A 23,997-nucleotide genomic window follows, 5' to 3' on the forward strand; every position below is an offset into this window, starting at 1 on the left:
AAAATAAATCAACAAAAAAGATGGTCTCATGTGACCATCTTTTTCTATATATATTATAGTATTTTTTACCACTCACCGGCTACATTATCATCAAGAACTGCTGTAAAAGTATTTAAGCCCGTGTAATCACCTGAGAGAATAATTGGAACTGCTATCCCCCAGTAAATATCGTCTTCAACGTCTGTTACGCTTGTTGGTCTTGGCACAGCAGTATCAACAAGAATTTGTGAGGATGAGGCGATTGGAGTGCTTCCAACACCATAATCAAAATTTGCTAAATCAAACTGCTGGTTTAAGGCAGGAATAGATTCTGGACCAATACCATCTCTAAGCATGTCTTCACCTATCAATTGAGTGTCTAGAGGGGTGTTCCCAGCATTAACAATAGTCGTAGTAGCATTGTCTGTGCCTGAATCAGTATTTGCGACTAAAGAGCCGTAGGCAATTTCAGCTTCATTTACTTCTATACCCAAGGTAGCATTCAAATCTACTCCAGAAGAACTTGAGGCATAAGATGCCGCTTCATCAAAAGCTCTAATTGAAGCCAGCCAATCGGTATCCCAGTTTGGATTTGCATCCAAGCCAGTACCACTTGTTGGGAGGGCAAAATATGCTAGATCTGCTGAGCATTGAACATCAACATCAACGTCAACTCCACCTGTACAACCAGTAACCGTACAAGCAACCGGAATCGGATAACAATCATTGTCATCTTGAGAACAATCAGCTCCACCAGTCGCATCAGACCAATAAATTGTCCCTGTTGCCGATGATATATCGCCGCATCCATTATCATCTGTTACAGAAGTTGAGCTAGCATAAACAGCAATATTTGATGCTCCTTTTAGGTTTAAGGTAATTGGATTACCGTCATTTAGTAAAACTGAAGAGACTGACGGCGTAGCATTAGCGATAGTATAGTTGCTAGTTTGAGAATTTCCAGTTGATGGTAAATCCCCTTCATCTTTTACAAAAGCCCAATAATTATAAGAAACATCATCTAGAGGGACCGTACTAGTCCAAGAGCAACTTGCATCTGGTGAGGTTGAAGTCGCTGTACAGAGAGTTGTTGCATCACATCCCGCCACTGTCCAAGAGTCAGTAGAACAAACATAGATAGATAAAACATCCACACCACCAACAATATCTGAATCAGTAGTTGAGGCTAGAAAAGTAAAATCATCACCTGGGACTTGATTGTCTACAGTTGTAGTAACCTCAGAGAACAATGGTGCATGATTTATATGAAAAGGTGTCCCAGGGTCTCCTGTTCCACTATTTGAAGAAACTGAACAAGCAGCTTCATCACTGTGATTATCACAAACATATGCAACCCAAGCCTGAGTCTCTGCTACTATAGAAGCTTCAACGGTATACGAACAAGAAGCTTGCACGGTTGAAGAAGCTACTGCAGAAACACAAAATTGTTTTGCTCCTCCTCCAGTACAGCTTGGTGCTGATCCTCCAGCTCCAGGTGTTGCTCCATCTATATCACAAACTAGTAAATAGTAGTCATTGCTTTCAGCATCATCGCCAGTTCCTATAAAAGTTACATCGCTTCCTACATTCACAGGAGAAGTTGAAGCTGAAGCTGGACTCTCTGCTGCGACCCCTGTAAATGTTGGGGGGGCGTTTTGAACAGTAACTGTTGTAGTCGCTGTATCATCGGTTTGTGCTTCCACTTCTGGAATATCAACGCTTATACCTATCCTATCTCCTGTTTTATTAACACCTATATCAAAATTAAAAACTAAACCAATCACTGACATACTCAACAAAGATAATATCAAGAAAAAAGGTAAAGAATGTTTAAATTTCTTTTTTATAATTTTAGCCATGGGGACTATTTAAATTTTAATTAATAACTTATATTTCTGTAGATATACTTATCCACAATATTAATATTATTATAACACATTTTGTCAAAAACCTACAATCATTATCTTAATAAAAATATTAGCTAGCTTTAAAGCTTTTTACAACATCTTCTATGTTATCTATTATCTTATAATAAATATTATCATCTAAATTTTTTGTTTCATGCTCAGAAAATACAAAATCAGAAATACTATTTGAGCCTATTATTTCATCTCCTTCTGAAAATTCTGATTTTTCTTTATGGAAAATACTAAATAAACTTATTTCATCACTTACTCCTCTCACAAAATAAAAAGTGACGGTATCCCCTTGTTCTTTTATCCTATAGTTTCCTTCCCAATAATCAGGGATGGCTAGGCTTGCTTTGTTTAAACCAGCAAGAAAAAAATTTACACGAGAATATGTAGTTACGATTTCTGCATTCTCCTTCTCTGGAATACCCCAGGCTTCATTTTTTTGATTATTGTTTTTATTATTATAAGAAAAAAGTAGTAAAATTATTATTACTGTTAGTCCTAATGTAATTATTGCTTTTTTTATTGTCATATTAACTATATCTAATAGCTTCAAGTGGGCTAAGCTTGGCTGCTCTTTGGGCTGGGAAAAGGCCAGTTAAAAATCCCATTACAGCTGAAAATATTGCTATAAAAGTAAGGAAGGGTATCGGAAATCTAAACAGAGAGATTGCTGTCCCACCCATTTTGAGTGCAATTGAATTTAGGAGAAAATTAACAGCCAATCCACCACCAACTCCGATTCCCATCCCCACAATCCCTCCCAAAAATCCCATAATAACTGACTCTGTTAAAAATAGAGTTTTAATGGCCGATGGTGACCCGCCTATGGTTCTCATAATTCCTATCTCTTTTGTGCGTTCCAAGAGCGTAACTGTCATGGTGTTAAACATACCAATGGCCGATACGATTAAAGCAATTCCACCAAAGGTAGCAAGAGTAGCCTGGATTCCTTTAAAAATTTTATTAGCCTGATCAACTGTTTTAGATAGGGCGGTTACCATAAATCCCTTGTCTAGAATTTGAGCTTCTGCCGTATCTAAAAATTCATTACTGACGATCTTCACTCTAGCTTTTTCATAATAAGGTATTGCAAAATTATCTTCAAACTCAGTTAATGGAATATAGGCAAACAATGAAGCCTGGTCATCAACAACAGCTGATATTATATATTCTCTAGACATTGGTACTTCAATAACATCTTCTGAGTCTAGTTTTGGAATAAATACTTTAAATCGAACCCCCTGACCGATAGCATCTTCTGGTTCTATTCCAAAAAGTTTTAAAACTGCGGCCGATATAGCAATTTTATTTTTGTCTCCCTCAACGTACATTGATCCTTCGGCTGCTATTACGCCAGCGTAAGAAAAGTATGCTGGTCTAGCTCCTTGCAACATAATACTTCCTGTTAAATCTCCCAAGGTAACGAGGGAAGTAAAACTAGCCATGGGTTCAACTGCTTCAACGTTGTCTAGCTGATAGAATTCTTCTACCATTTCATCATCAATAATAACTACTTTCGATGGAGGGGTTCCTACATTTAAACTGAGAAGTGCTTCGCCAAATACAATCTTTTCAAGCAATACTCCCTGCAAACCATACCCAAGGCCAACCAAAACAACTACGGCGGCAATACCAACCCCAATACCAACGATTGTCAACCAAGTCCTTGCTGGCTTGGTCTTAAACATTCTTGTTGACAATTTTAATGAATCTTGAACTCTAATCATATTTATATAAATAAACTCTAAATTCTAATATCTAAACTCTAAACAATATCTAAACTCAAAATTCTAATATCAAAACAGTTTTGAACATTTGTATTTTAACATTAGGATTTATTTAGGATTTAGGATTTAGTGCTTAGATTTTTTTAAACATTAAATATCGTAAAATTTAATTAAAAACTATAAATTTAAAAATAAACTTAATGGGCCGCCTTCACTTCAAGCCCTTGAGTAATTAATTTTTCAAAATATTCTGTCACATTTCTGGCGGACACTTTACTAAAACCGACTCCCCCTTTTTTTGTACTCGCTTTTAATTTCTTATAAAAATCTTCTTTACGGGAAACACCAGATATTCTCTCCCTAACAGCTTCTCGCATCATCCTTAGTCTGTAGGGGGTCATTTCTCCTTTATATTCTTCTAAAACATATTTAGTTAATTTATTTACTACTCTGTCTTCCTTGGAAAAGAAAATATTGTGCTCAAATCTTCGTCTATATCTTCTAACATCTTCTGATTGATTTATAATATGTTCAACTTTTTCAGACATTGTTTCAGAAACTGACTCAGATAAACCAACGCCTCCTTCTAAATATTTCCTTGAGAGTTCCTTCATAAATTCATCTTTGCCCATCTTCCTTTCAACCATTTTCCCAATTAACTCTTCTAACCTTATTATCTTATCAAAGCTTATATCTTGTGTTAAATAATTTACTAAAGATTTTACCTTTAGTACAACAGGGGTGTCATATGGATACATTTTTGAAAGCTGATCCATTTCTGAAACAAATGTTTTTTGTCTATCTACTTTTGCAATTTGTTTTTTGTCAGGATTTGGAACAATTCTTTTTAATTTACCATCTCCCATATAAAAAACTCGATGCGAATACATAAGCTGGGCAGCATTATGAGTGATTAAAATAATTGTTGTTTTTTCTGTTTCATTAATTTCAGCCAACAAATCCATAACTTGCTTTGTCGAAACTGAATCGAGATTCCCCGTCGGTTCATCCGCTAGAAGAATCTTTGGATTATTTACCATTGCCCGAGCAACAGAAACCCTCTGCATCTGTCCACCAGAGAGATCGGCTGGGAATTTACCCCCTTGGCCAGTTAAACTTACTCTCTCTAGGAGCTCGTTTCCTCTTTTTTTTCTTTTTTTCTCATTGTATCCAAGAAAAGTTAAGGGCAGGGATATATTATCAATAACTGAAAGAGAATTTATTAAGAAAAATGCTTGATAAATAATTCCAATGGTTTTCGCTTGAAAATCCACCATTTGATCTGGAGTATATGTATAGGGATTATCTCCATTCACATAAAGCTCCCCAGCTGAAGGTTCTAGAATTCCAAGGATAGAATAAAAAATAGTTGATTTACCACAACCAGAAGGACCAAAAAAAGATATAACCTCTCCTTCATATATTTCTGAAGTTACTCCCCTGGTTGCCTTAAATTCATTTTCCTTACCAAGGTTATAAGTAATTTCTAGGCCTTTAGTTTTAATTATTGGTTGTGGCATATTTTAGTTAAAAGTTAAAAGTGTAAAGTTAAAAGTTTTTTAAAATACTACTTTCAACTTTCATCTTTTAACTTTCTACTTATTTCTACATTTTTATATTCTTAACCCATCCGAATGTTCCTTCGAAGTTCTTTAGAATTATATCAATAATACTTTCCTCTCTAGACGGAGTTAACATTGTAAAATCTTGAGATTTTGCCATATTTTGTGCATCATCATGGCAAACTATCCAAAACTTGTATACATTAGCTGGAAGAAAGTTAGTAACGACCTGTACATGGTCAGACACATAGTCCTTTTCCTCTGGGAGTATTTCGTCTCCATCTAATGACACAATGCCTCTGTGATAATTAAGCTGACATTTTGAGGCCTCATCGGTTTCATAGGAAATTATAGTCTGAACTTTATTGTCTGAACCTGGGTACAGGGTTGATTCTGTATTTACTTTTGTTATTAGTGGTGGTTCAGCATCCCTAGTTGTAATAAAAGTTAGGGGGTCGGAAACAGATTTTTCATTTTGTTCATTTTCTACTGTAACGACCACGGAGTAATAGGTATCAAAAATAAGATTATTTAATTTAATCATATGACTACTTAAATAAGCTGACTGACCTTCTAACTTGGACTCTCCTGTATTTAGGTTTGTGTATTCTATGATAGCAGCAGTTGGGATATTCGTTGAAAAAGCTATGGTTGCCGAAGTTTCCTCTACTTTAGAAAGACTTAAGTTCTGAATAATCGGCAAGACAGACTTGGTCATAAATGTGCCGTCACTGCTTTTGGCTTCTTGATCTAGAATGGTTTTTGAGGATACTTGAAAATGATAAGTAGTGGCTGGCTCTAATCCAGTTATTTCAATTCTATGCTCCAAAACAGTTTCATCTGGCTCTCCTTCATTCCAGGTGTATGGATCATCAGCTTCATAATTAAAGGTTTCATCAAGAGCAAGAGATACTATTGAGTTTGCCTCTTTGTTTGTTTGCCAATAAATAATTGCATAATCTGTTCCCACTTCAATATTAGCATTGTCTAGTATGATAGATAGTTCGCTCGCAACATCCTCGGCAACAGCCTGAATATGCTCTTCAATAATTTCCAATGTTTTCTCTTCTTGCACTTGTTCTATTTTTTCTAGAATTTGCATTAAGAGTTCTTTCTCTTCTATCTCTTCTACTTCCTCGAGTTGTTCCATGTCAACGTCAATTTTAACATTTCCCTCTTGATCAACTCCTGAAATATCGTCTCCAAACATTTCTGAACAAACCGACAAAATATCATCTTCTAGGTTCCCGTAGGCATAGTCCCTGTCGTATTCAGTTTGGAAAGTAAAGTCATTGGATAATTTTTGATTACCAGACTCGTCGGTAGAAGTAATCCTAAAAAAATACTGCATATTAGGGATAAGATCCGCCAAAAGTATCTCGTGTTCTGTTTTATCAAAATGAGGGCTCCTCGAAACTCCGTAATTTTTATCTAAACCATAATTAATTAATGAATCTGTTTCTTCATCTGTTTTCCATTTAATTAAAGTGGATGTCGCGGTAACATCAGAAACTACTATTTCAGAAATATCTGGAGTGGTCTCGTCATCAGCAGCCTCTGCCAAATTTACTTTTTGCATTTGCATAAATACAAAAATACCCAAACCTAAAACTAATAGACTGGCTACTACAAACATTACTAGATTTACGATAAAAAATTGTTTTGCTTTCATTTCCTCCTTGGGTTATTTATTCATTATAACAGATTTTATGTTTATTTTAAAAATTATTTAATATAATTGCCAATCATCAACGTCAAGCTTAACTGAAAAGTCATTTTGTCCATTGTATACTGAGGCATATGCTCCATTAGGAATACCTATTCCCCAGAAAAGCTGATCGCTAATTTCACTAGAGTTAATTGGGTTTGGAGTTACTGTATTTACATCTGTTCCGATTGTTAAAAGATCTACTCCACTAGACCAAGTAAAATTACTCAGATCCCATTCTATATTTTTTGCCGGAATTGTCCCGGATGGGTTCCCAAACATATCAGTTCCAGACAAGGTAGTATCGATTGGTGAATTCCCTAGATTTACAATTGTGGTTGTAGCATTGTCAGTTCCAGAGTTTTCACCCACAAAAAGATTTGATCCAAAATCAATAATATCTTCATTCACATTTAGGGCTATTGTTGTATTTAGCTCTACCCCAGACGAGGAAGTGGCCGCATAAGAAGATCCGTCGTAAATACTAATATATGAAAGCCAATTATAAATTGACCAAGGATTGTTTTCAGAGTCATCCGTTGGAGCTGCAAAATATTCCAGGGTTGTACTACAGGTATAGGAAGCGCTCGGGTCATCATCCCCGGTACAACCAGTTTTTGAACAAGATAGTGGATTTATCTGATAGCACACACTATCATTAGGAGTGCAATTAAATCCGCTGGCAACATCCGACATATATATTGCAGCAGATGCTCCAATTAAGCCAGCATCACATCCGTTTTGGTCTGTCACTGAAGCAAGAACAGTATTTATCGGAGTTCCTCCAGCTCCTTTCATATTAAGTGTTATAGCGGAACCGCTATTTAGAATCAATGAACCAAGAACTGGGGCAACGTTATTTATTGTATAGGTATTGGTTCTGAAATTATCTACTGATGCCAATCCATTACTGTCAAAAATAAAAGCATTGTAAGTGTAATCTCCTTGCAGAGTTGGAGCAGTGTCAGTAAATGAGCAAGAAACATTATCTGTTGTGGTTGCATAAGAACAAATTGTATCAGTAGGACCGCCTCCACAACCAGCTACCCCGGCTGTATTCCCAATACAAACATAAAAGGAAAGGATATCGTCTCCACCCAAAGTATCTGAATCATTTGATGTGCTTGTTATCGTGAAGCTTGACCCAGGGTCGTTATTGTTATCAGAAGTTATAACAGCAGAAAATACTGGTGGGTGATTTATTACAAATGGACTGTCATTGGCGCTAGCTGTTCCTGATCCCTGTGAAGAAAGAGAACATTTGGCATTTCCTACACCAGCATATTTATCGCAGACAAAAGCAAACCATTCAAGTGATTCTGTGCTGGTGGCTGTGGTATAGGCACAAAAAGCTTCGTCTGTGCTTGAAGCCAAGTCCGAAACACACCATTCTCCTCCACGACAAATTGGAGGACCATCATTTCCTGATCGGATGCTATCAGTCTGACAAATTGCTAAATAATAATCATCTGTTTCAATATCATCGGCAGTTGCTGTAAAAGTGACATCTTCTCCAAAATTTGTTGGAGTGTTGGTTGCTGAATTATTATCACTTGGATTGACCGTAAATGCTGGAGCAGTATTTGAAATACCGGCTAATGTTAACTCCGGATAAATATTATAGGAATCTAAGTCTGTTCCGGAATTCGTAACTCGAAAACAATAAGTTCCTGCCGTATAGGCATCGACAGTTGCTCTAATGCTATATTCTAACTCAGTATATCTATTTTCGATTAAACTAATATTACCAGATGAATTTGAAGGGTCCTCCACCATCGTTCCAGCCACAAAAGTATATTCCTCAATATTAGATAGTTGTGCTGTTGTCGGATCACTATCAACAAAATTAGAGCTCGCTGCCATTTCCCATTCTTCTGTTGTTGCGCCAACTGGGATAGTCACCCATCCACCTGGGTCAGAAGAACAACCAGTTGTTGTATAGGCATATTCAATTTGATAATCATAATTTGATGCAGCGCCACCACCAATATTAGCTACCTCAATTCTCAGTCTAGTTGTGCTTCCAATCTCAAGAGCTATACCGGTTAAAGGGTCCCCATCATCTTCTAACTCTCTCCAAGTGGCCGTGGTCTCAGAACCATCATCATTTCTAAATCTATAATGAATTTGTTTAACATTTGGATCGGCTGGGGAAAAGCTAGTATTAAAATAATCTGAAGAAAATGTAGTTGATGATGCAACATCTTGATACACTCTCCAAAAAGTTTGATTGGAAACATTATAATGCTCTGTTAAAGCTGAATTAATACTTCCTGTTATGTCAAAATCCGTATTAACTGTACTGGTGGCGTTAGTAGAAACAGTTACCCAGGAATTTGTAGAACCAAAACGATAAACCTGCAAAATAACATCAGCATCTGTTCCCGCTATACCAGACTGACCATTCCAAGTGACACTAATAGCGTCTGTATCGTTAGTATGCTTGGTGACAAAATTATAAATTGGATATTCTGAACTAGTAGTAATGCTATCACGAACACCATTGTCAGAGGCGATGTCAGAATAACCGTTTGGATCTAGGTAATAAGTTAAATCACTTGAAGCAATTGGTAAACTGGCTATGCTTATTTTTGAATATTTAATAATTTCGGTAGCGATTGTTGAGAAAGTTAAATAAGAAGAATAATTATCCAATGCCTTATCCCCAGTTAAATTATAAAGACGTAGACGATAAGTCTTTCCAGCGAGAGCATTGCTGGTTTCAAGGGCAAAAACAAACTCTGTATAGAAACCATTACCCAAAGTAAAGACTCCTGTCTGATCAGAGCCCTCATGCCAACTTCCATTTATCCAAGTATTGGCATTAAGGGCAGCTTTAGCAGAACTTATAAAATTTCCGTTGGAACCAGATAATCCTTGTGAATATGAAACTTGAGTTTCTGCCCCAACATTAACCCAAGTTCCAGGGCTGTCGGTTTGATTTTCGTATTGAATCTGATAAGTGGTATTTAGAGCAACATCCCCCCCTGTATTCTCTAGTTGAAGTCGACCATTAAATCTTTCTCCTAAATTAATATTAGCCAAACTAGTATCAATTGCAGACGCTCCTGTATTTGCATTTACTGTTGCCCCATCATCATTTTCAATAATATATGAAGACTGCTCAAGATAAGGAGCTTGATTGGTGGTAATAGTGACTTGTGTTGAGCTTGCTCTACTTCCGGCTAAATCATAAGCCCAGATATTTATATAATAAGTTGTATTAGCCTCGAGACTGTAAATCGTTGTATCACTGGCCCCGCTATAATTTATAGCAGACAAATTAGCGTCGGTATGTTCGGCATTGAGTTCACTAACTGGTGAAGTAGTTGAATAAAATATTTTATATTCGGAAAAATTAAGTTCAGTGGTTTGTGCACCAAAATTTAGAATAACACTACTGCTAGTTTTTGTCTGTTCTGTTAGAGCTCCTGGCGCTGTTGGTGGAGTAGCATCAACTTTAAAATTTGGAGTAGCTAGGTTATATTTAACCCAGTTGGAACACTTCGCTTGGTCATCACAAGCAATGACCTGCCATTTATATCCAGTCGCTGAATCTGGGACAGAAGGAATACTAACTTTATCAGAAAATTTTGTGACAGAATAATCTCCAGCCGAGCTTGATGCTACAAACCAAATTCTTGAAGCACAACTTCCAAAAGCTGTCCCCCAGACGCAAGCGCTCCCAGGCTCCTGAGTGCTTAGTTCAAACGAAGAAGCGTTTGCTATCAATTGAATATAGAGACTAATCACTTCACTGGTATCTGGGTCATTGGCAGCTGCCTCAAGATAAACCTCATTTGTACTTGACCAATCTCCATTTGGAATAGTGGTGGTCGCGTCAGATTCATACTGAACTAAAAGAGTCGGAGTGGATGGAGCAGAATTTCTTTTGGCGAATGAAAAACTTGTTGCATCATCGTCATAATCGCTCGGGGTAATTCCGGTCGCAATTGAAGTCCAAATTTGATTGGAACTTGGATTGTCGGTACTATTGTAAAAACGACCATTAAAACCATCCCAAAATACGGCCGAATAATCACTAGTGCTATTTTGATAAATTGCAACAAACTCATCCTCGTTGGGATCAATGCCTGTTCTTACCCTTGACCAAGTTGCGGCAGATGATCCTGGGACAGCGGTGTCAGTAGCATCTAGAGAATTAGCGCTAGCATCTAGATTTCTATATTTTGGTGTAGCACTAGTGTTTTCATTCCAAAGAGCAACTGCGGAGTCTGCCGCATAGAAAACTAAATCATAGGGTTTTTGAGAATTGTTTGTATAAGAATAGGCGTTGCTGCCTGAAATGTTATCTCCATTTGTTGGAGTTGACCAAACAGGAGCCCCAGTTGAAATGTCGACTTCGTAAACATTTGCTTCTCCATTTTGGTCATCACCAATATAATAAGCCACGCCATCCGACTCGGGGTTGGAAGCAAATTCACCGTGAACAAAAGCCCCTGCCCAAGTTACAGGACTTGTAGCCTCCGTTCCATAATTAATAGTTGTGTTTGTTACAACAAAATATTTTGCTTTTGTAGAAGCAGCCGTATCTGAATTTGAATAATTAAGAGCGCCCTTTGTGTTGTCGCTTGGATTAAAATAAGCCTCACCAACATAGTTTGCCAATTCTCCTTCTTCGCCTGAATGTTCTGTCCAGGTTGTCCAAGAATTTGCATAAGTCGAACCACCGTAATAATACGCACTTCCCACATTTCCATAATAATTATGGCCAGCTGCTCTATGGTAATGATTATCAAAAGTCATGAGAACATAGTTGTCTGTCCCTGGTCTTCTTTCAAGTCTGCATCCATTCATGATTTCTCCTGGGTCTGGTCCGTTCGATTCTGTTGTCCAACCACTTGAGTTCCAGGAATAAACCTGCGTTCCGTTTGTAGAATTATTATTTCTAAGCACAAAGAATTCGCTTTCAGAAAGAGAACCAAGACAAGCTGATAATTTATCAGCGTCTGTCGCAACTGCCGAAGCCGAACCAAGCTGAGACGTGTTAACAAAATCATCTGCAGCGTAACGATAAACTGTTCCCCACCATTCTTGGTTTGTTCCATCCCAAGTTTTCACTACTACTAAAATTTTGGCTCCATCATCTGAACGGATTGAGTCTATATGTCGGATGTTATCTCCAGATGCTGACCCAAGTGTTGGCCCAGTTTGCTCCGTGCTCCAAGCTGAACCATCCCAATATCTATAGAAAAGACTTTGCGTATTTTTGGTATAGAAAAATACCCCCGGGGTGGAAGATATCGGGTCGGTCGTAATAGCCACCTCTGTTGAGCTTGCCTTATTCCCCGCCTCATCATAAGCCCAAATATTTATATAGTATTGAGTATTTGAAAGAAGGTCAGAAATTGATGTGATAGAGACGCTATTATAATCAATGAAAGATAGACTTGTGTCCGCGTGTTCAGCATCAGTCTCTGCTACCGGGGTTGTGGTTGAATAAAATATTTTATATTCAGTAAAATTGATTTCATCGGTTGATGTTCCAAAGGTCATCGTAATATTGGAACTATTTTTACTTGATTCGACTAATGCTCCTGGAGGTGAAGGTGCTGTATCATCAACTTTAAAGTTTGGAATAACTGTATTGTAGGTGCTCCAATCACTAACACACCCTCCATCATCATCACACGCAAAAACTTGCCACTTATACCCTCCACTTGAATCTGGGATATCTGTTATGCTGGTCGTAGCATAAAAAGATGTAACGCTATAATTCCCTGGAGTGGAAGTTGAAGTAAACCAAATATTAGAAGCACAGGTCGTGTAATCAGTTCCCCAAACACATGCACCAGTCGGCTCAGTAGTCGCTGTTGTAAAAGTACCGCTTGAATCAATTAATTCAAAATAAATAGTTAAAATTTCTGAACTATCTTGATCATTGGCCCAAGCTGACAAATAAATATCATCGTTATTTATCCAAGCTCCATTTGTAATTAAAGTAGTTTCGTCATTCCAATATTGATCTCCAACCACTAAAGTGTTAGGAAGATAATTTGTTGTCACCACTAACTCAGTCGAACTAGCATTGTTCCCGTTATTATCGTAAGCCCAAATATTAAAATAATAAGTAACTCCAGGAGTTAGCCCACTAATTGTTGTTGTAGCTGCAAAATTAAAATCAATATCTAGCAAATTAGAATCAATTTGTTCATCTCCATCTTCTGAAACAGGGCTTGTGGTAGCATAAAATATTTTATAATTTGCAAAATTATTTTCTTCTGTTTTTGCTCCAAAATTTAGAACAATACTTTCACTATTTTTCTGATTTAGGGTAAGTGCTCCTGGGGCCGTTGGGTCCACAGTGTCAAGCAAGACTAGCTTTGTACTCGGAGTAGACTGGTCAGCGATACCATCATTAATCGTTGACCTAATACAATAAGTTCCTTCCACATCTGGAACATCTGTTTTAGCAAGCCAATCAAAGGCAACATAGTTTTCTCCTGGTGCAGTCCAAATCCAACCAGTTGACGAACCTACTTGATAGACCAAGTTATTGTCAACTTTAGGGTCTCCATAGTCAGCAGAAGTATAGGCATCACGAGAATCAATTGTAGCTATATTAGGAGTAGTAAAATAACAAACCGCTCCTGCCACATACTCTATTTTGGCTCGCAAGGTATTGTCATTATCAGCATCATCAGCTTGTAGCAAAATATCTACTGCTCCCGTACCATCTAATTTCTGGATTGTAGAAACCATAGAACCGGTTGGAATTGTAAATGAACTCGTGGTTGTTGTTGCTAGCTCAATAGTCGAGCTAGCGCTGTTGCCGGCCTTGTCGTATGCCCAAAGATTTATTACATAAGCAGTCCCAGCAGACAAACTCCCAATATCAACAGAAGGAGTTCCATTATAATTTTGATAATCTAGAACGCTTGGGTTTAAATATTCCAAATCTAATTCAGTAACCCCCGACGAACCTTCTTTATAAAATACTTTATATTCTAGAAAATTAATTTCAGTAGTTGATGCTCCAAGTCCAACCGTAATACTAGTTGGAGTAACACTTATGTCGGTCAAAGAACCAGGTGCTGTTGGCGGAATAGTATCAATTTGAAAATTTGGATTCGCTCCTGGCACAACCCAAGTAGAACATTCTCCATCAGCATCGCATGAAAGAACTTGCCATTTATATGAACCGTCTGGAATGGCAGTAACACTGGTAGTTCCAATATAGGGATCATATCTGAAAAAATCTGGAGAGCTAGTTGCAACATACCAAATATATGAAGGGCAAGACTCATAGGCAGTTCCATAAACACAAGCTCCAACGGGAGTTGAAGTAGATGTTGTAAAGAAATTAGTATTGTCAATTACTTCATAATAAAGTGTAATTGTTTCAGCCACATCAGGGTCAGTTGCTTGCGCTACCAATTTAACATTATTTTCACTTATCCAGTTTTGATTGTTTATCACAGTAACTTCATCGTCTAAAAATTGTCCTAAATCCGTAGGAGTAGTTGGAGCAGTATTGGCTGGGGAAGTTGTCAATTTTGGATAGCCATCTGTATTGTAGTTTGTAAATATTGTATCGTCTGATTCTACCATTCGAAAACAATAATTTGCACTCGAGCTAGCATTGTTATCGTAAAGAACCCAGTCCCATTCAGCCAGCTCTCCTTTGGCGACATGATTAATCACAACAGCACTTGGATTTTCTTCTTCGTATGTTTCTATTACAGTAGAAGATGCGAGTAGAGTCGACGAAGCAGAAACTCCATCAGAAACGCTCGGGTTGTTATAAGCCTCCCAGGCTTCACCGCTTCCAATATCTCCAACATCAGTCCAAGTTCCAACAGCTGTGCAATCAGCATCTTTTCCAAATTGTAATTTAAAACTCTTTGATGAAGTAGCCAAATCTTCTTTGCTTACCGCAACATTCATTCTCAATCTAAGAGTATCAGCTAAATAAACTTGAGAAATAGATGTATTTTCTAAGGCTTTGCTTGTAAGCGGAATTTCTGAATCAATATTCTCATACCAACGCCAATCATTTTGAGTAAACTCTGGAGGAGGAGGTGCGTACTGATATGTATAAGATAATATTCCATTCATCTTGGCTCCTCCTGTTCCGCTCCCTACTCCATTATTTGAATAACAAGCTGTATACTGAGTACTATTAACCGCCAAAAGAGCAGAGGAAACATCCTTGTAAAAACGAGAAAATGCATTTGCGCTATCAACTCCTGTTAGATAAGTATTTGTACAAGTTGGTGTCGTAGTAGAAATATTTGCGTCCAGAGAAGCATTTGCACCAGTTACAGTGCCCCCACTATCTGAAATCAAATAACTTGGTTCGAGATGTCCCCCTAGCATAGTCTTTGTTCCAACTATTTCTGGAGCCACTATTCTTGCTACAGTACTGGTTGATGATTGAGAATTTCCGTTTTCACTACTTTGACCAGCATATAAATTAATGTTACTTAAATATCCATTAGATTCATCTGTATAAATATAGGTAATCATAAGCTCAGCAGAAACGCCCGCCTGACTGGCTGAACTATTGGTTGTGTTTACTGTAACAGTCTTTGGAGTAACACCGTTGGCGAGAGCAAGCTCAGCATAATCAGATGATGGGATAATATGATAAATGTCGAATGTTGGATTAACTGCCACTGGTGCAGGGTCGTAATTATAAACATAGTTTCCTGACTGAAGATTTGTTCCAACCTGTGATGAAACTGTTACTGAACTTCCTCCGGCAACATAATTACTACTGACTATTCTAACCCAGGCATCTTTAATTGTAACTACTCCACTTGATGCTCCGTTTTCAGGGAAATATACATCAGCTGAAGAATTTGAAAGAGCTGTGCTCGCCCCGTTATTTGTTACTCCTAGAGGAAATGAAACCGTTCTTGTTTTTGTCGCCTCCGTACTTGAGGAAATATATGTCATTGCCACTTCCCCTCCCATTAAAAAATAATTGTAAGCAAGGGAAGAATTAGGATGCATCTCTAGACTTTGGGCAACATTTGGAGTGAGCCCTGGAACAGACCCGAAGTAGTATGACAATGGCTTTGACTGAGAGCCGGCGTTTGCAACCTCATGAATTACCGTAGCGGAATTAATATTATAAGTCTCAATATTTACATCGAAATCTATGTCATCAGACTTTGTAGAATTATTATGATCATTTACAATCTGTCCTACGAACCAATCAGAAATACTTGAACCATATTCAGGAATATCCATTTGATAGGAAAAAGTTGGGCAGTCTGTATTTAGAGTACACCCGTTAGCTTGAGAGCTTAGTCTCGTTCCGCTGTGCCCCGCAACATCTGAATCAAGTGGGTAGTAAACTGTATTAGTAACATTACTTGTAACAGAATCATCGTAGACATAAGTTACTACTAATTTAGCTGAAGCATAGGAGATGGAATTGGAGGCTCCTCCTCTTTCAATTCGATACCCAATTTGTCCTTCCATGTTTGCGCTCGCCCCAGCATATGCTGCCAACTGAGTTTCACTGGTGACGTCATAGAGTAATCTAATCTGATTTGATTCAGTTTCATCGTAAACCAAAACTGTATTCTCATCTTTTAAAATCCTATTTGTTCCCGAGAATGCATCTGCTGTACAAGGCTCAACGCAAGTATCAAAAGCTAAATTATAACCACTATAATTTCCTGCATTATTTGTATAAGCCTCAAACTGAGCCTCAAAAATTATATAGGCGTTTTTAATCTCTACATCAGACTCCCCTAGTAAAAAATTAAAGGTCGAAAAAGTATTATCTGTATCAGAATTATCACCAGTAGATCCATTACCATAATTTATGCCTGCAAAGTATGTAACTGTTTTGGCTTTTCTTGGCTTTGCTTCTTGAGTAGCATAGCTCACTTCTGTGGAACTCGCTTTATTCCCATAATCATCATAAGCCCAAATATTAAAAATATAGCTTGTTTCTGGCTCGAGGTCATTTACTCTTGTGGTGAGTGTTCCATTAAAATTTAAGTCTAATAAATCTTCATCGCTGTGTTCAGAATCAGATTCAGTAACACCGCTAGTTCCTTCTTTGTAAAATATTTTATAATGACTAAAATTACTATCAGTTGTTGTTGCTCCAAAAGTTAAAGTAACACTTGTGTCAGTAGAAGTTGACAGAGAAAGTGCTCCTGGTGCATCCGGGGAAACATTGTCAATTAAAAGAGTTGATGTTGCTGAAATAGTTTGATTAGCATTGTCATCATTGGCAGTTACTTGAATACAATAAATTCCATCCGCAGCAGTAAGATCATCTTTCGTATCCCAGTCAAATAGAACTGAGTTTGATCCAGAGGCAGTTGTAACCCAACCAGTACTTGTTCCAACTTGATAAGTGCTAGAATTATCAATTATTACCGAATCGAAATCAGCTGAAATATTTCCTGATGTTTCGTCCAAGGTCGGGTCTAGCGGCGTCCCAAAAGTACAGGCCGAGCCTGATTCATAGTCAATCCTAACTCGAACATCATCATCATTCCCGTCATCAACTTCAATAGATATATCAACGATACCAGTAGCATCTGTTTTTTGAGCAACAGAATTAACTGAAGAAATTGGAGGAACTAATTGAGCATTCGTTGTAGCCGTAACCTCCGTGGCCGCCGCTACTAAATTTCCATAATCATCATAAGCCCAAATATTAAAAACATACTGCGTGCTCGGAAAAAGGTCTGGAATATTTACAGTACTGGCCCCGTTATAATTAGCTAAATCCATGTCGGTATTTGTAAAAGATTCATCTGTAACTACAACTCCTGAAGATCCTTCTTTATAATAAATAATATACTTATCAAAATTTGTATCACTAGAGACGGCTCCAAAATTGAGAGTTACCGAAGTCCCATCAACTGAGTTGTTTGTCAGGGCCCCAGGTGTAGTTGGATTAACATTATCAACCGTAACAGTTTGAACAGCCGATGTTGTTTGGTCTACTGTTCCATCATTTGCTGTTAAGCGCAAACAATAATCTCCATTCCCTGTTGAAACATCTGTTTGAGAGTCCCAATCAAACAAAACAGAATTAGTTCCGGAGGCTGTTTCGATCCAAGCTGTCGCATTACCGATTTGATAAATATTTGAGTTAAGAACATTAGGATCGCCAAAATCAGCACTAGTATCTCCATCAACCTCACTTAAGGTAGGATCAGCCGTAGTTCCGAAAGGACAAGCCCCAGCAGAATATTCAATTTGAGCACTAACATTATCATCATCGGGGTCATCAATTTCTATCGAAACATCGACGACTCCACTGGCATCAGTTTTTTGAGCGGCACTATTAAAACTCCCTGTTGGGGGGTCATTTGGAACAGAATAATCAACTTGTATCCTCACCTGATCAACATATAATTCCCTAGGTTGACCATTGTTGGTGTTGCTGCCATAGATTCTTACATCTAGGTTTTGAATGTCAGACCAAGTCCAAGTTCCTGGAGCTTGAGCATCATTTGTTATATCAAAATAAAAAGTAGTTCCTGAATCAGTAGTCCCCATAGTAGCCCCTGTTAATGTTTGGGTAGATCCACTGGTGCTTCCACTAAACCTAGGAACAAGGTAGGCGCTAACGTCAGCAGATTCAGCATAAGCCTCAATTCCAATTTCGACACTATTTATAGTATATGTTTCAGAAGGAACTGAATTGGCATTTGCTTCTAAATAATTCGCAGAATCATCAACATTTCTTCTCGGAATATCTCTCTTGGCATATGTACCATCAACCGAATCCCAAGCATTGGCAGAATTTATCCAACCAATACTTGTACCTCCATCATATTCATAAACAGCATCAGAAGCTATTTGCCATTTCCTAGCCTCGAAAAATATTGTACTTCCTTTTTCATTGGCTACTTGAGCTGGTCCCAATAAAAAGAACTCTGGAGAAACATCAGGGGCATCAAAAACATATTTTAAATCATATGTTCCCCCAGACTGCCAATCAACTTCCCAAACAATTACTTTTTCATTCTCATGTTGCACCACCTGCGAATCTCCTTCTAGAGATTTTATTTTAAAACTACTTGGAATGAATTCTCTGAATTGTCCCTTAAAATCACTCTCGGGGGAGACTCTTATATTCATTTCGTAATCAGCAATAGGATATATTCTAGTAGGTCCAATTCTCTCTATTGCAAATTCAACATTACTTCTAACTTCTACGCTATCAGTAATCTCATAAATTCCATTTTCTGTCTCTGCTGTAAGTCTTAACTCATACTCCCCTATTGCAGATAAACCATAATACGCAAAATAATCTGGGCTATCAATTACATTGTCTGGTCCACAAAGTGGATTTCTTTTTAAAAGACCATTGTCAGTTCCAAGTCTTACAATTTCTCCACCAGGAGAAACTACCTCTAATAACAAATCGGCATCACAAATTGTATGCCCCTCATTGTCTAGAACTGCCATTTGAAAATAAGCCACTTCTTCAGACTCAAAGATTGATTTATTAATATTTAGAGCAAGTACACCCCAAGTAAAATCTTGGATATAACTTAAAATAAAATTCCCATCATTTACAAGTACTTCGATTGAATATTCCCCTGGCTCAAATTGACGAATATTATCATCAATACTTATTTCAAACTGACCATTTTGCAGATATGTTACAATGGGTTTTAATTTATTTTTATTCTTTTGAGCATCTAGGAGATTGGCTTCAATCTTTATGTCCTTATACTCATCAACAAAAATACCAGCTAAACCAGCTCCGAGTTTCTTAAATAATCCTTTTCTCGTTTTCTTATATTCAAATACATATTCTGGACTATTGTCTTTTGTAAAATACTTAATATCATCTAGAGCATTTATTTCTCTGTCAATATTTTCATCTTCACTGGCTGGAATTAAGCTCTGATCTTCCTCTATCGAAGAGTCTTCATTTGCTTCTTCATAGTCAAGTTCAATCCAAAGAGCGTCAATAAATAGATTGGTTCTTCTACTTCCCCTATCCTCAAGTATTTTACCTTCATACCTTACTTTAATTTGCAGGTCCGAAAGATTATTTATCTCGTCAAGGATATATACTGGGAAAGTAAAATAATCTTCTTTATCTGAATTGGCGATTTTTTTATCTATATTCAAACTAGCAATAGTTTTCCAATCTAGTCCATCAAAAGAATATTCAAAAATGATTTTATCATCTTTAATATTACTGAAGGCCGCCAAAGATGTTTTTAGAGATACTTGATTTATAGAATCCCTAGAGTAATCCACCGGAAGAGAAAATCCTGAGACCAAAAGAGAATTATTTATAAAATTCTCATCTATTGAAGTGGGAGCTTCGTCTTGTGCACGAGCAAAATTAAGCTCAAACGTTTTGAAGATAGATTTGAATCCTTTAAAAATAGAGCTGACCTCATCTATCTCATCTTTAGTCTCTTCTTTCTCCTCCTTAACTTCGACTGGCTCTTTTTTGATAATGTCTTCACTACCAATCTCTATCACTTCCTCAACTGGCTCATCAGAAGATTCTTCTTTGGTACTTTCTTTGAGCAATTCTTCTTTATCAGATTCTTCAATTATTTCCTCAATATTCTCCTCCTCATCTTTCTCGGTCTCATCTTTGAAACTTGTCTCTTTTTCAACAACAAAATCATCCTCGCTCAATTCATCCTCCTTGTCTTGATTAGTTTCATCTAGATAATTTTCATCGTCAAAAATATTGTCTTCAAAATCAACATCTTCCTGGAACTCTTCTTCTGCTCCTAGAACTTCTCCTGTGTTAGTGTCATCTTCTTTGGTCGATGAAAAAGAAATAAAAGCAGAATTTGTAGAGCTAAATTTATCAAAAGAATCCTCGAATGAAAGATCTTGAAACAAAATATTACTTGGTTTTTGCCAAGATAGTTCATGTTCATTAAACTCAGTATTAAATGTATCGGGAAAAATATTTATCTGTGTATTAAAAGCACTAGCCGTAAACAAATATTTATGTGAGTAATTTCCAAAAAACAACAAAAATAGAGCAAGGAAAACTAGCTTAAATACCAAAGATTTTGATTTTGATTTTCGAAGAATTCGCATGGGGACAAATATCAAGAAAAGATTAAATTTTTACGCTAAAATTAGCAGTTAAACTACTAAAAGATTCTAACTGTTTTTCGCAGTATTTTTATATATATTTAGAAATATTATACCACATTTACCTACTTATTTACAATAATTTTTTCTATTTTAGCGTATATAATTTATTAATTCATAAACTTTTTTATTTAGGAAATTAGATATATTATTATTTAAGAAAACAAAAAATCTCCAATCATGAGGTTTGGAGATTTTTATAATTTTTACTATCAATATCTATCTACTTGCTTCAATCATTTGAACTTCAGAATTAGAACCGAGTTCCTCATAACATGATCCGACTGAAATTTGACCTGAATTAAATTTATATAAATAGTAACCAGTCATCGCAAAGGAAGCATCAGCTGAACCAGGATCAACAGGAACATCTGCTATATAACCCTCATCTATTAAGTCATATAATTCGACACAAGCATCCTGGAGAGTGACTGAAGGATTAGCACAGGCTGTATTACACCCCGTTGTCGCATCTCCTACTTGATAATAAGTATTATCAGTCATTGCCATTATATTGGCGTGATAATCACCTTTATTGTCAACCTGATCCAACTTAATAGCAGAGAGTAAAGAACTTACATCGGAAGAGCGAACAGCGTTCCTTGAATCCTGAAACCGTGCCATTGGATTTAGGGCGACCATTACGATCCCTGCCAGAATTGCTAAAACAGCGATTACAATTAATAGCTCTACTAAAGTAAAACCATTTTTAATTTTTAATTTAAACTTCTCTTTTCCCATATTTTTATTATTTATAATAAACTACTCTAATTTTAACACAATTATCACTTTTTTAAAATTAATCAATAATATTTACAAAATAATCTGATATCCAAACCAAACTACCATCTTCTAAAATTAAATTTGCCCACGAGTCAAGCTCTCTTATAAAATCATATGTTTCTCCCTCAACAGCTTTTGCTACAACTGAAAAGTTTGTTCCAGGTCCTTTTCTAATATTAATTAGCTTGCCATTAGTATTTATAATCAAGGCTCTTTTTTTTGTAACATCTTCAAGCTCATATATTTCAATATCATCATTGTGGCTTATTTCTACCTTAATTTTTGATTTATAGAGTGTTGGAAAAGCAGTGCTTTCGATTAAATCTTCTTTTATTATATTCATTTCATAGTCGACCGAACCTTTCAATTTGTCTGAAATTTTCTTTTTGATAATTTCATTCAAATCGTTTTTATCTCCAATAAACCAATCTGTTTCTAGGGGGAAAATCAAAGATTCATTATTTAGAACATCGCCAAGGGGTTCTTCCCAATAAAATTCATTCTCTTTGCTTTCTATAGAAAGATTCTCTTTCGCTTTTTTTAGAATATCCTCCTTTGTGCTTGGTATATCAAAAGTCATTTTATATAATCTCCCTCCAATTTCATTTTCTCTTAAGATATCATCTGCAGCGAGATGAACATCATAATAATACGTAGTTTTATATAAATATTTTTGGGGCTCAATTTGAACAATATTGTCTGATTCTTTGTTTGAAAAATAAAAATAATACGATGAAGACAGAATGAAAAAAGACAACAAAATTATAAGCAGGTATACAAAAATATATTTTTTAATACCCAAATTTTTATAAAAAGAAAAATTAATTATATTAAGAGTCATCCTTCTCTTCTTAAAACAAAGGTCTTGACCATTAAATTCACCTCTTGCAAGAGCTAGGCTAGAACAATACAGGGGTTTTATTTTATATTCTTTTAACTGTTTAGTGGGAAGAATAAAATTAAACTCTAAATCGTCTATTTCTTTTTTTAAATACTTATCAATCCCCTTTACGCCAGTCAATTCTCCAAACAAATATATTTCTTTTATTTCCCTCCCTGTTAATTCCTTAATATACAAAATACTTGACTCTAGTTCACTAAGTATTGGGTATAAAAAATTTCTAAGTAAAGAACTTTTTTCATTTTTTTCAAAGATATCAATGTCATTAAAAGTATCCAAATCTAGTTCATTAAACAATTCGTAATCCAAATTAATTTTATAACTGTAAATAATCTGATTTTCTAAAAAAACAGATATACCAGTTTCGCTAAAATCGATACTGAGTATTAATATGTTGTTATTATTTCTTTCTATAGTTTGATTTAGAGCGATATCTTTTGGTACAAAACAACTAATATTATATCCCATCTTTTTAAAAAATATATCCCAATCATTGACATAAGTTTTCTCGAGGGCAAGAGTATAAATTAAAACTTCACCTTTATTACTACCTTTAATATTTTCAATATCATGTATGTGCTTATATAATATTTGATATTTTTCAATTTTTTTTGGTAACTTTTTACTTAGCTTTTCAGCAATTGTCTTGTCAGAATTTTTATTCTCTAAATCTAGGGTTAACAAATGTGAATACAAATTGTCTTCTTGAACTCCAAAAATTATATTTCCTTTTTTCAACTTTCCATGTATACCAGCACCTAATAGCCCTTCAATTATTTTTTTCAACTTTACCTTATCTACAATGTTTCCATTTTGAACAATCCCGCTTTCGATTCTACTTTTAGCAAAATTACTAACAACACCATGGCTAGCAGCAAAAGACATCTCAAGTATTTCAATCGAGTTGTCACTTATATTAATTCCTAATTTTCTTTTTTCAAATAGTTGCATTTACTTAAGATTATATGAGATTATTTTTATCTCATCTGTATATGATATAAGGACTTCAATTTCTCTATAATAATTATTTATATTAGCTTTAATGTTTAATATTTTTAACCCAGAAACATTGTCTATATTTATTATACACAATCCTTCATTAAGGGACAAAGAAAAGTCTTCAAGTTCGAGAGAGTTATCACCCTGGATCCTTCCTAAAACATCTTCTAAACAAGAATCTGCTAGATACAAAGATTCTTTGCTCCCAATGTAATCACTTGACATTTCGAGGTCCCCAAGAGCCAGAAAACTGGCAGTTGTTGCCATTAGTAAAGAAGTAACCGAGATTATTACTACTAAAAATATTGTGCTTAATCCCCTCTTATTCATA

At 36.1% G+C, this 23,997-nt stretch carries 9 protein-coding genes; all 9 read right to left on the reverse strand.

What is annotated here, in order from left to right:
• Positions 1 to 65 precede the first annotated feature (65 nt).
• The 9 genes from PF572_04855 to PF572_04895 all read right to left on the reverse strand — a co-directional run bounded on the left by PF572_04855 (position 66) and on the right by PF572_04895 (position 23,996).
• A complete protein-coding gene (locus PF572_04855) occupies positions 66 to 1,838 on the reverse strand; it encodes a hypothetical protein (protein MDA3840394.1) in 1,773 nt (590 codons plus the stop codon).
• Positions 1,839 to 1,956: 118 nt separating this feature from the next.
• The gene (locus tag PF572_04860) at positions 1,957 to 2,424 is read right to left on the reverse strand and encodes a hypothetical protein (protein ID MDA3840395.1); all 468 of its coding nucleotides are present in this window, start codon (positions 2,422 to 2,424) and stop codon (positions 1,957 to 1,959) included.
• A gap of 1 nt (position 2,425) precedes the next feature.
• Positions 2,426 to 3,622: an ABC transporter permease gene (locus PF572_04865; protein ID MDA3840396.1), complete on the reverse strand. Its 1,197-nt coding sequence runs from the start codon at positions 3,620 to 3,622 to the stop codon at positions 2,426 to 2,428.
• A gap of 197 nt (positions 3,623 to 3,819) precedes the next feature.
• A complete protein-coding gene (locus PF572_04870; GenBank protein MDA3840397.1) occupies positions 3,820 to 5,142 on the reverse strand; it encodes an ABC transporter ATP-binding protein in 1,323 nt (440 codons plus the stop codon).
• A gap of 85 nt (positions 5,143 to 5,227) precedes the next feature.
• The gene (locus tag PF572_04875; GenBank protein MDA3840398.1) at positions 5,228 to 6,856 is read right to left on the reverse strand and encodes a hypothetical protein; all 1,629 of its coding nucleotides are present in this window, start codon (positions 6,854 to 6,856) and stop codon (positions 5,228 to 5,230) included.
• Positions 6,857 to 6,913: 57 nt separating this feature from the next.
• On the reverse strand, positions 6,914 to 20,926 hold the full coding sequence (locus PF572_04880; protein MDA3840399.1) for a fibronectin type III domain-containing protein: 14,013 nt from the start codon (positions 20,924 to 20,926) through the stop codon (positions 6,914 to 6,916).
• 276 nt (positions 20,927 to 21,202) lie between these two features.
• Positions 21,203 to 21,724: a type II secretion system protein gene (locus PF572_04885; GenBank protein MDA3840400.1), complete on the reverse strand. Its 522-nt coding sequence runs from the start codon at positions 21,722 to 21,724 to the stop codon at positions 21,203 to 21,205.
• 58 nt (positions 21,725 to 21,782) lie between these two features.
• On the reverse strand, positions 21,783 to 23,618 hold the full coding sequence (locus PF572_04890) for an SH3 domain-containing protein (protein ID MDA3840401.1): 1,836 nt from the start codon (positions 23,616 to 23,618) through the stop codon (positions 21,783 to 21,785).
• A complete protein-coding gene (locus PF572_04895) occupies positions 23,619 to 23,996 on the reverse strand; it encodes a hypothetical protein (protein MDA3840402.1) in 378 nt (125 codons plus the stop codon). It lies immediately after the preceding gene.
• Between the last annotated feature and the right edge of the window lies 1 nt (position 23,997).

It is taken from the genome of Patescibacteria group bacterium (assembly GCA_027858235.1).
Lineage (GTDB): Bacteria > Patescibacteriota > Patescibacteriia > Patescibacteriales > BM507 > BM507.

Excerpts from the sequence above, each read along its gene's own strand:
- PF572_04855 (MDA3840394.1), bottom strand. The coding sequence starts at position 1,838 with ATGGCTAAAATTATAAAAAAGAAATTTAAACATTCTTTACCTTTTTTC.
- PF572_04860 (MDA3840395.1), bottom strand. The coding sequence starts at position 2,424 with ATGACAATAAAAAAAGCAATAATTACATTAGGACTAACAGTAATAATA.
- PF572_04865 (MDA3840396.1), bottom strand. The coding sequence starts at position 3,622 with ATGATTAGAGTTCAAGATTCATTAAAATTGTCAACAAGAATGTTTAAG.
- PF572_04870 (MDA3840397.1), bottom strand. The coding sequence starts at position 5,142 with ATGCCACAACCAATAATTAAAACTAAAGGCCTAGAAATTACTTATAAC.
- PF572_04875 (MDA3840398.1), bottom strand. The coding sequence starts at position 6,856 with ATGAAAGCAAAACAATTTTTTATCGTAAATCTAGTAATGTTTGTAGTA.
- PF572_04880 (MDA3840399.1), bottom strand. The coding sequence starts at position 20,926 with ATGCGAATTCTTCGAAAATCAAAATCAAAATCTTTGGTATTTAAGCTA.
- PF572_04885 (MDA3840400.1), bottom strand. The coding sequence starts at position 21,724 with ATGGGAAAAGAGAAGTTTAAATTAAAAATTAAAAATGGTTTTACTTTA.
- PF572_04890 (MDA3840401.1), bottom strand. The coding sequence starts at position 23,618 with ATGCAACTATTTGAAAAAAGAAAATTAGGAATTAATATAAGTGACAAC.
- PF572_04895 (MDA3840402.1), bottom strand. The coding sequence starts at position 23,996 with ATGAATAAGAGGGGATTAAGCACAATATTTTTAGTAGTAATAATCTCG.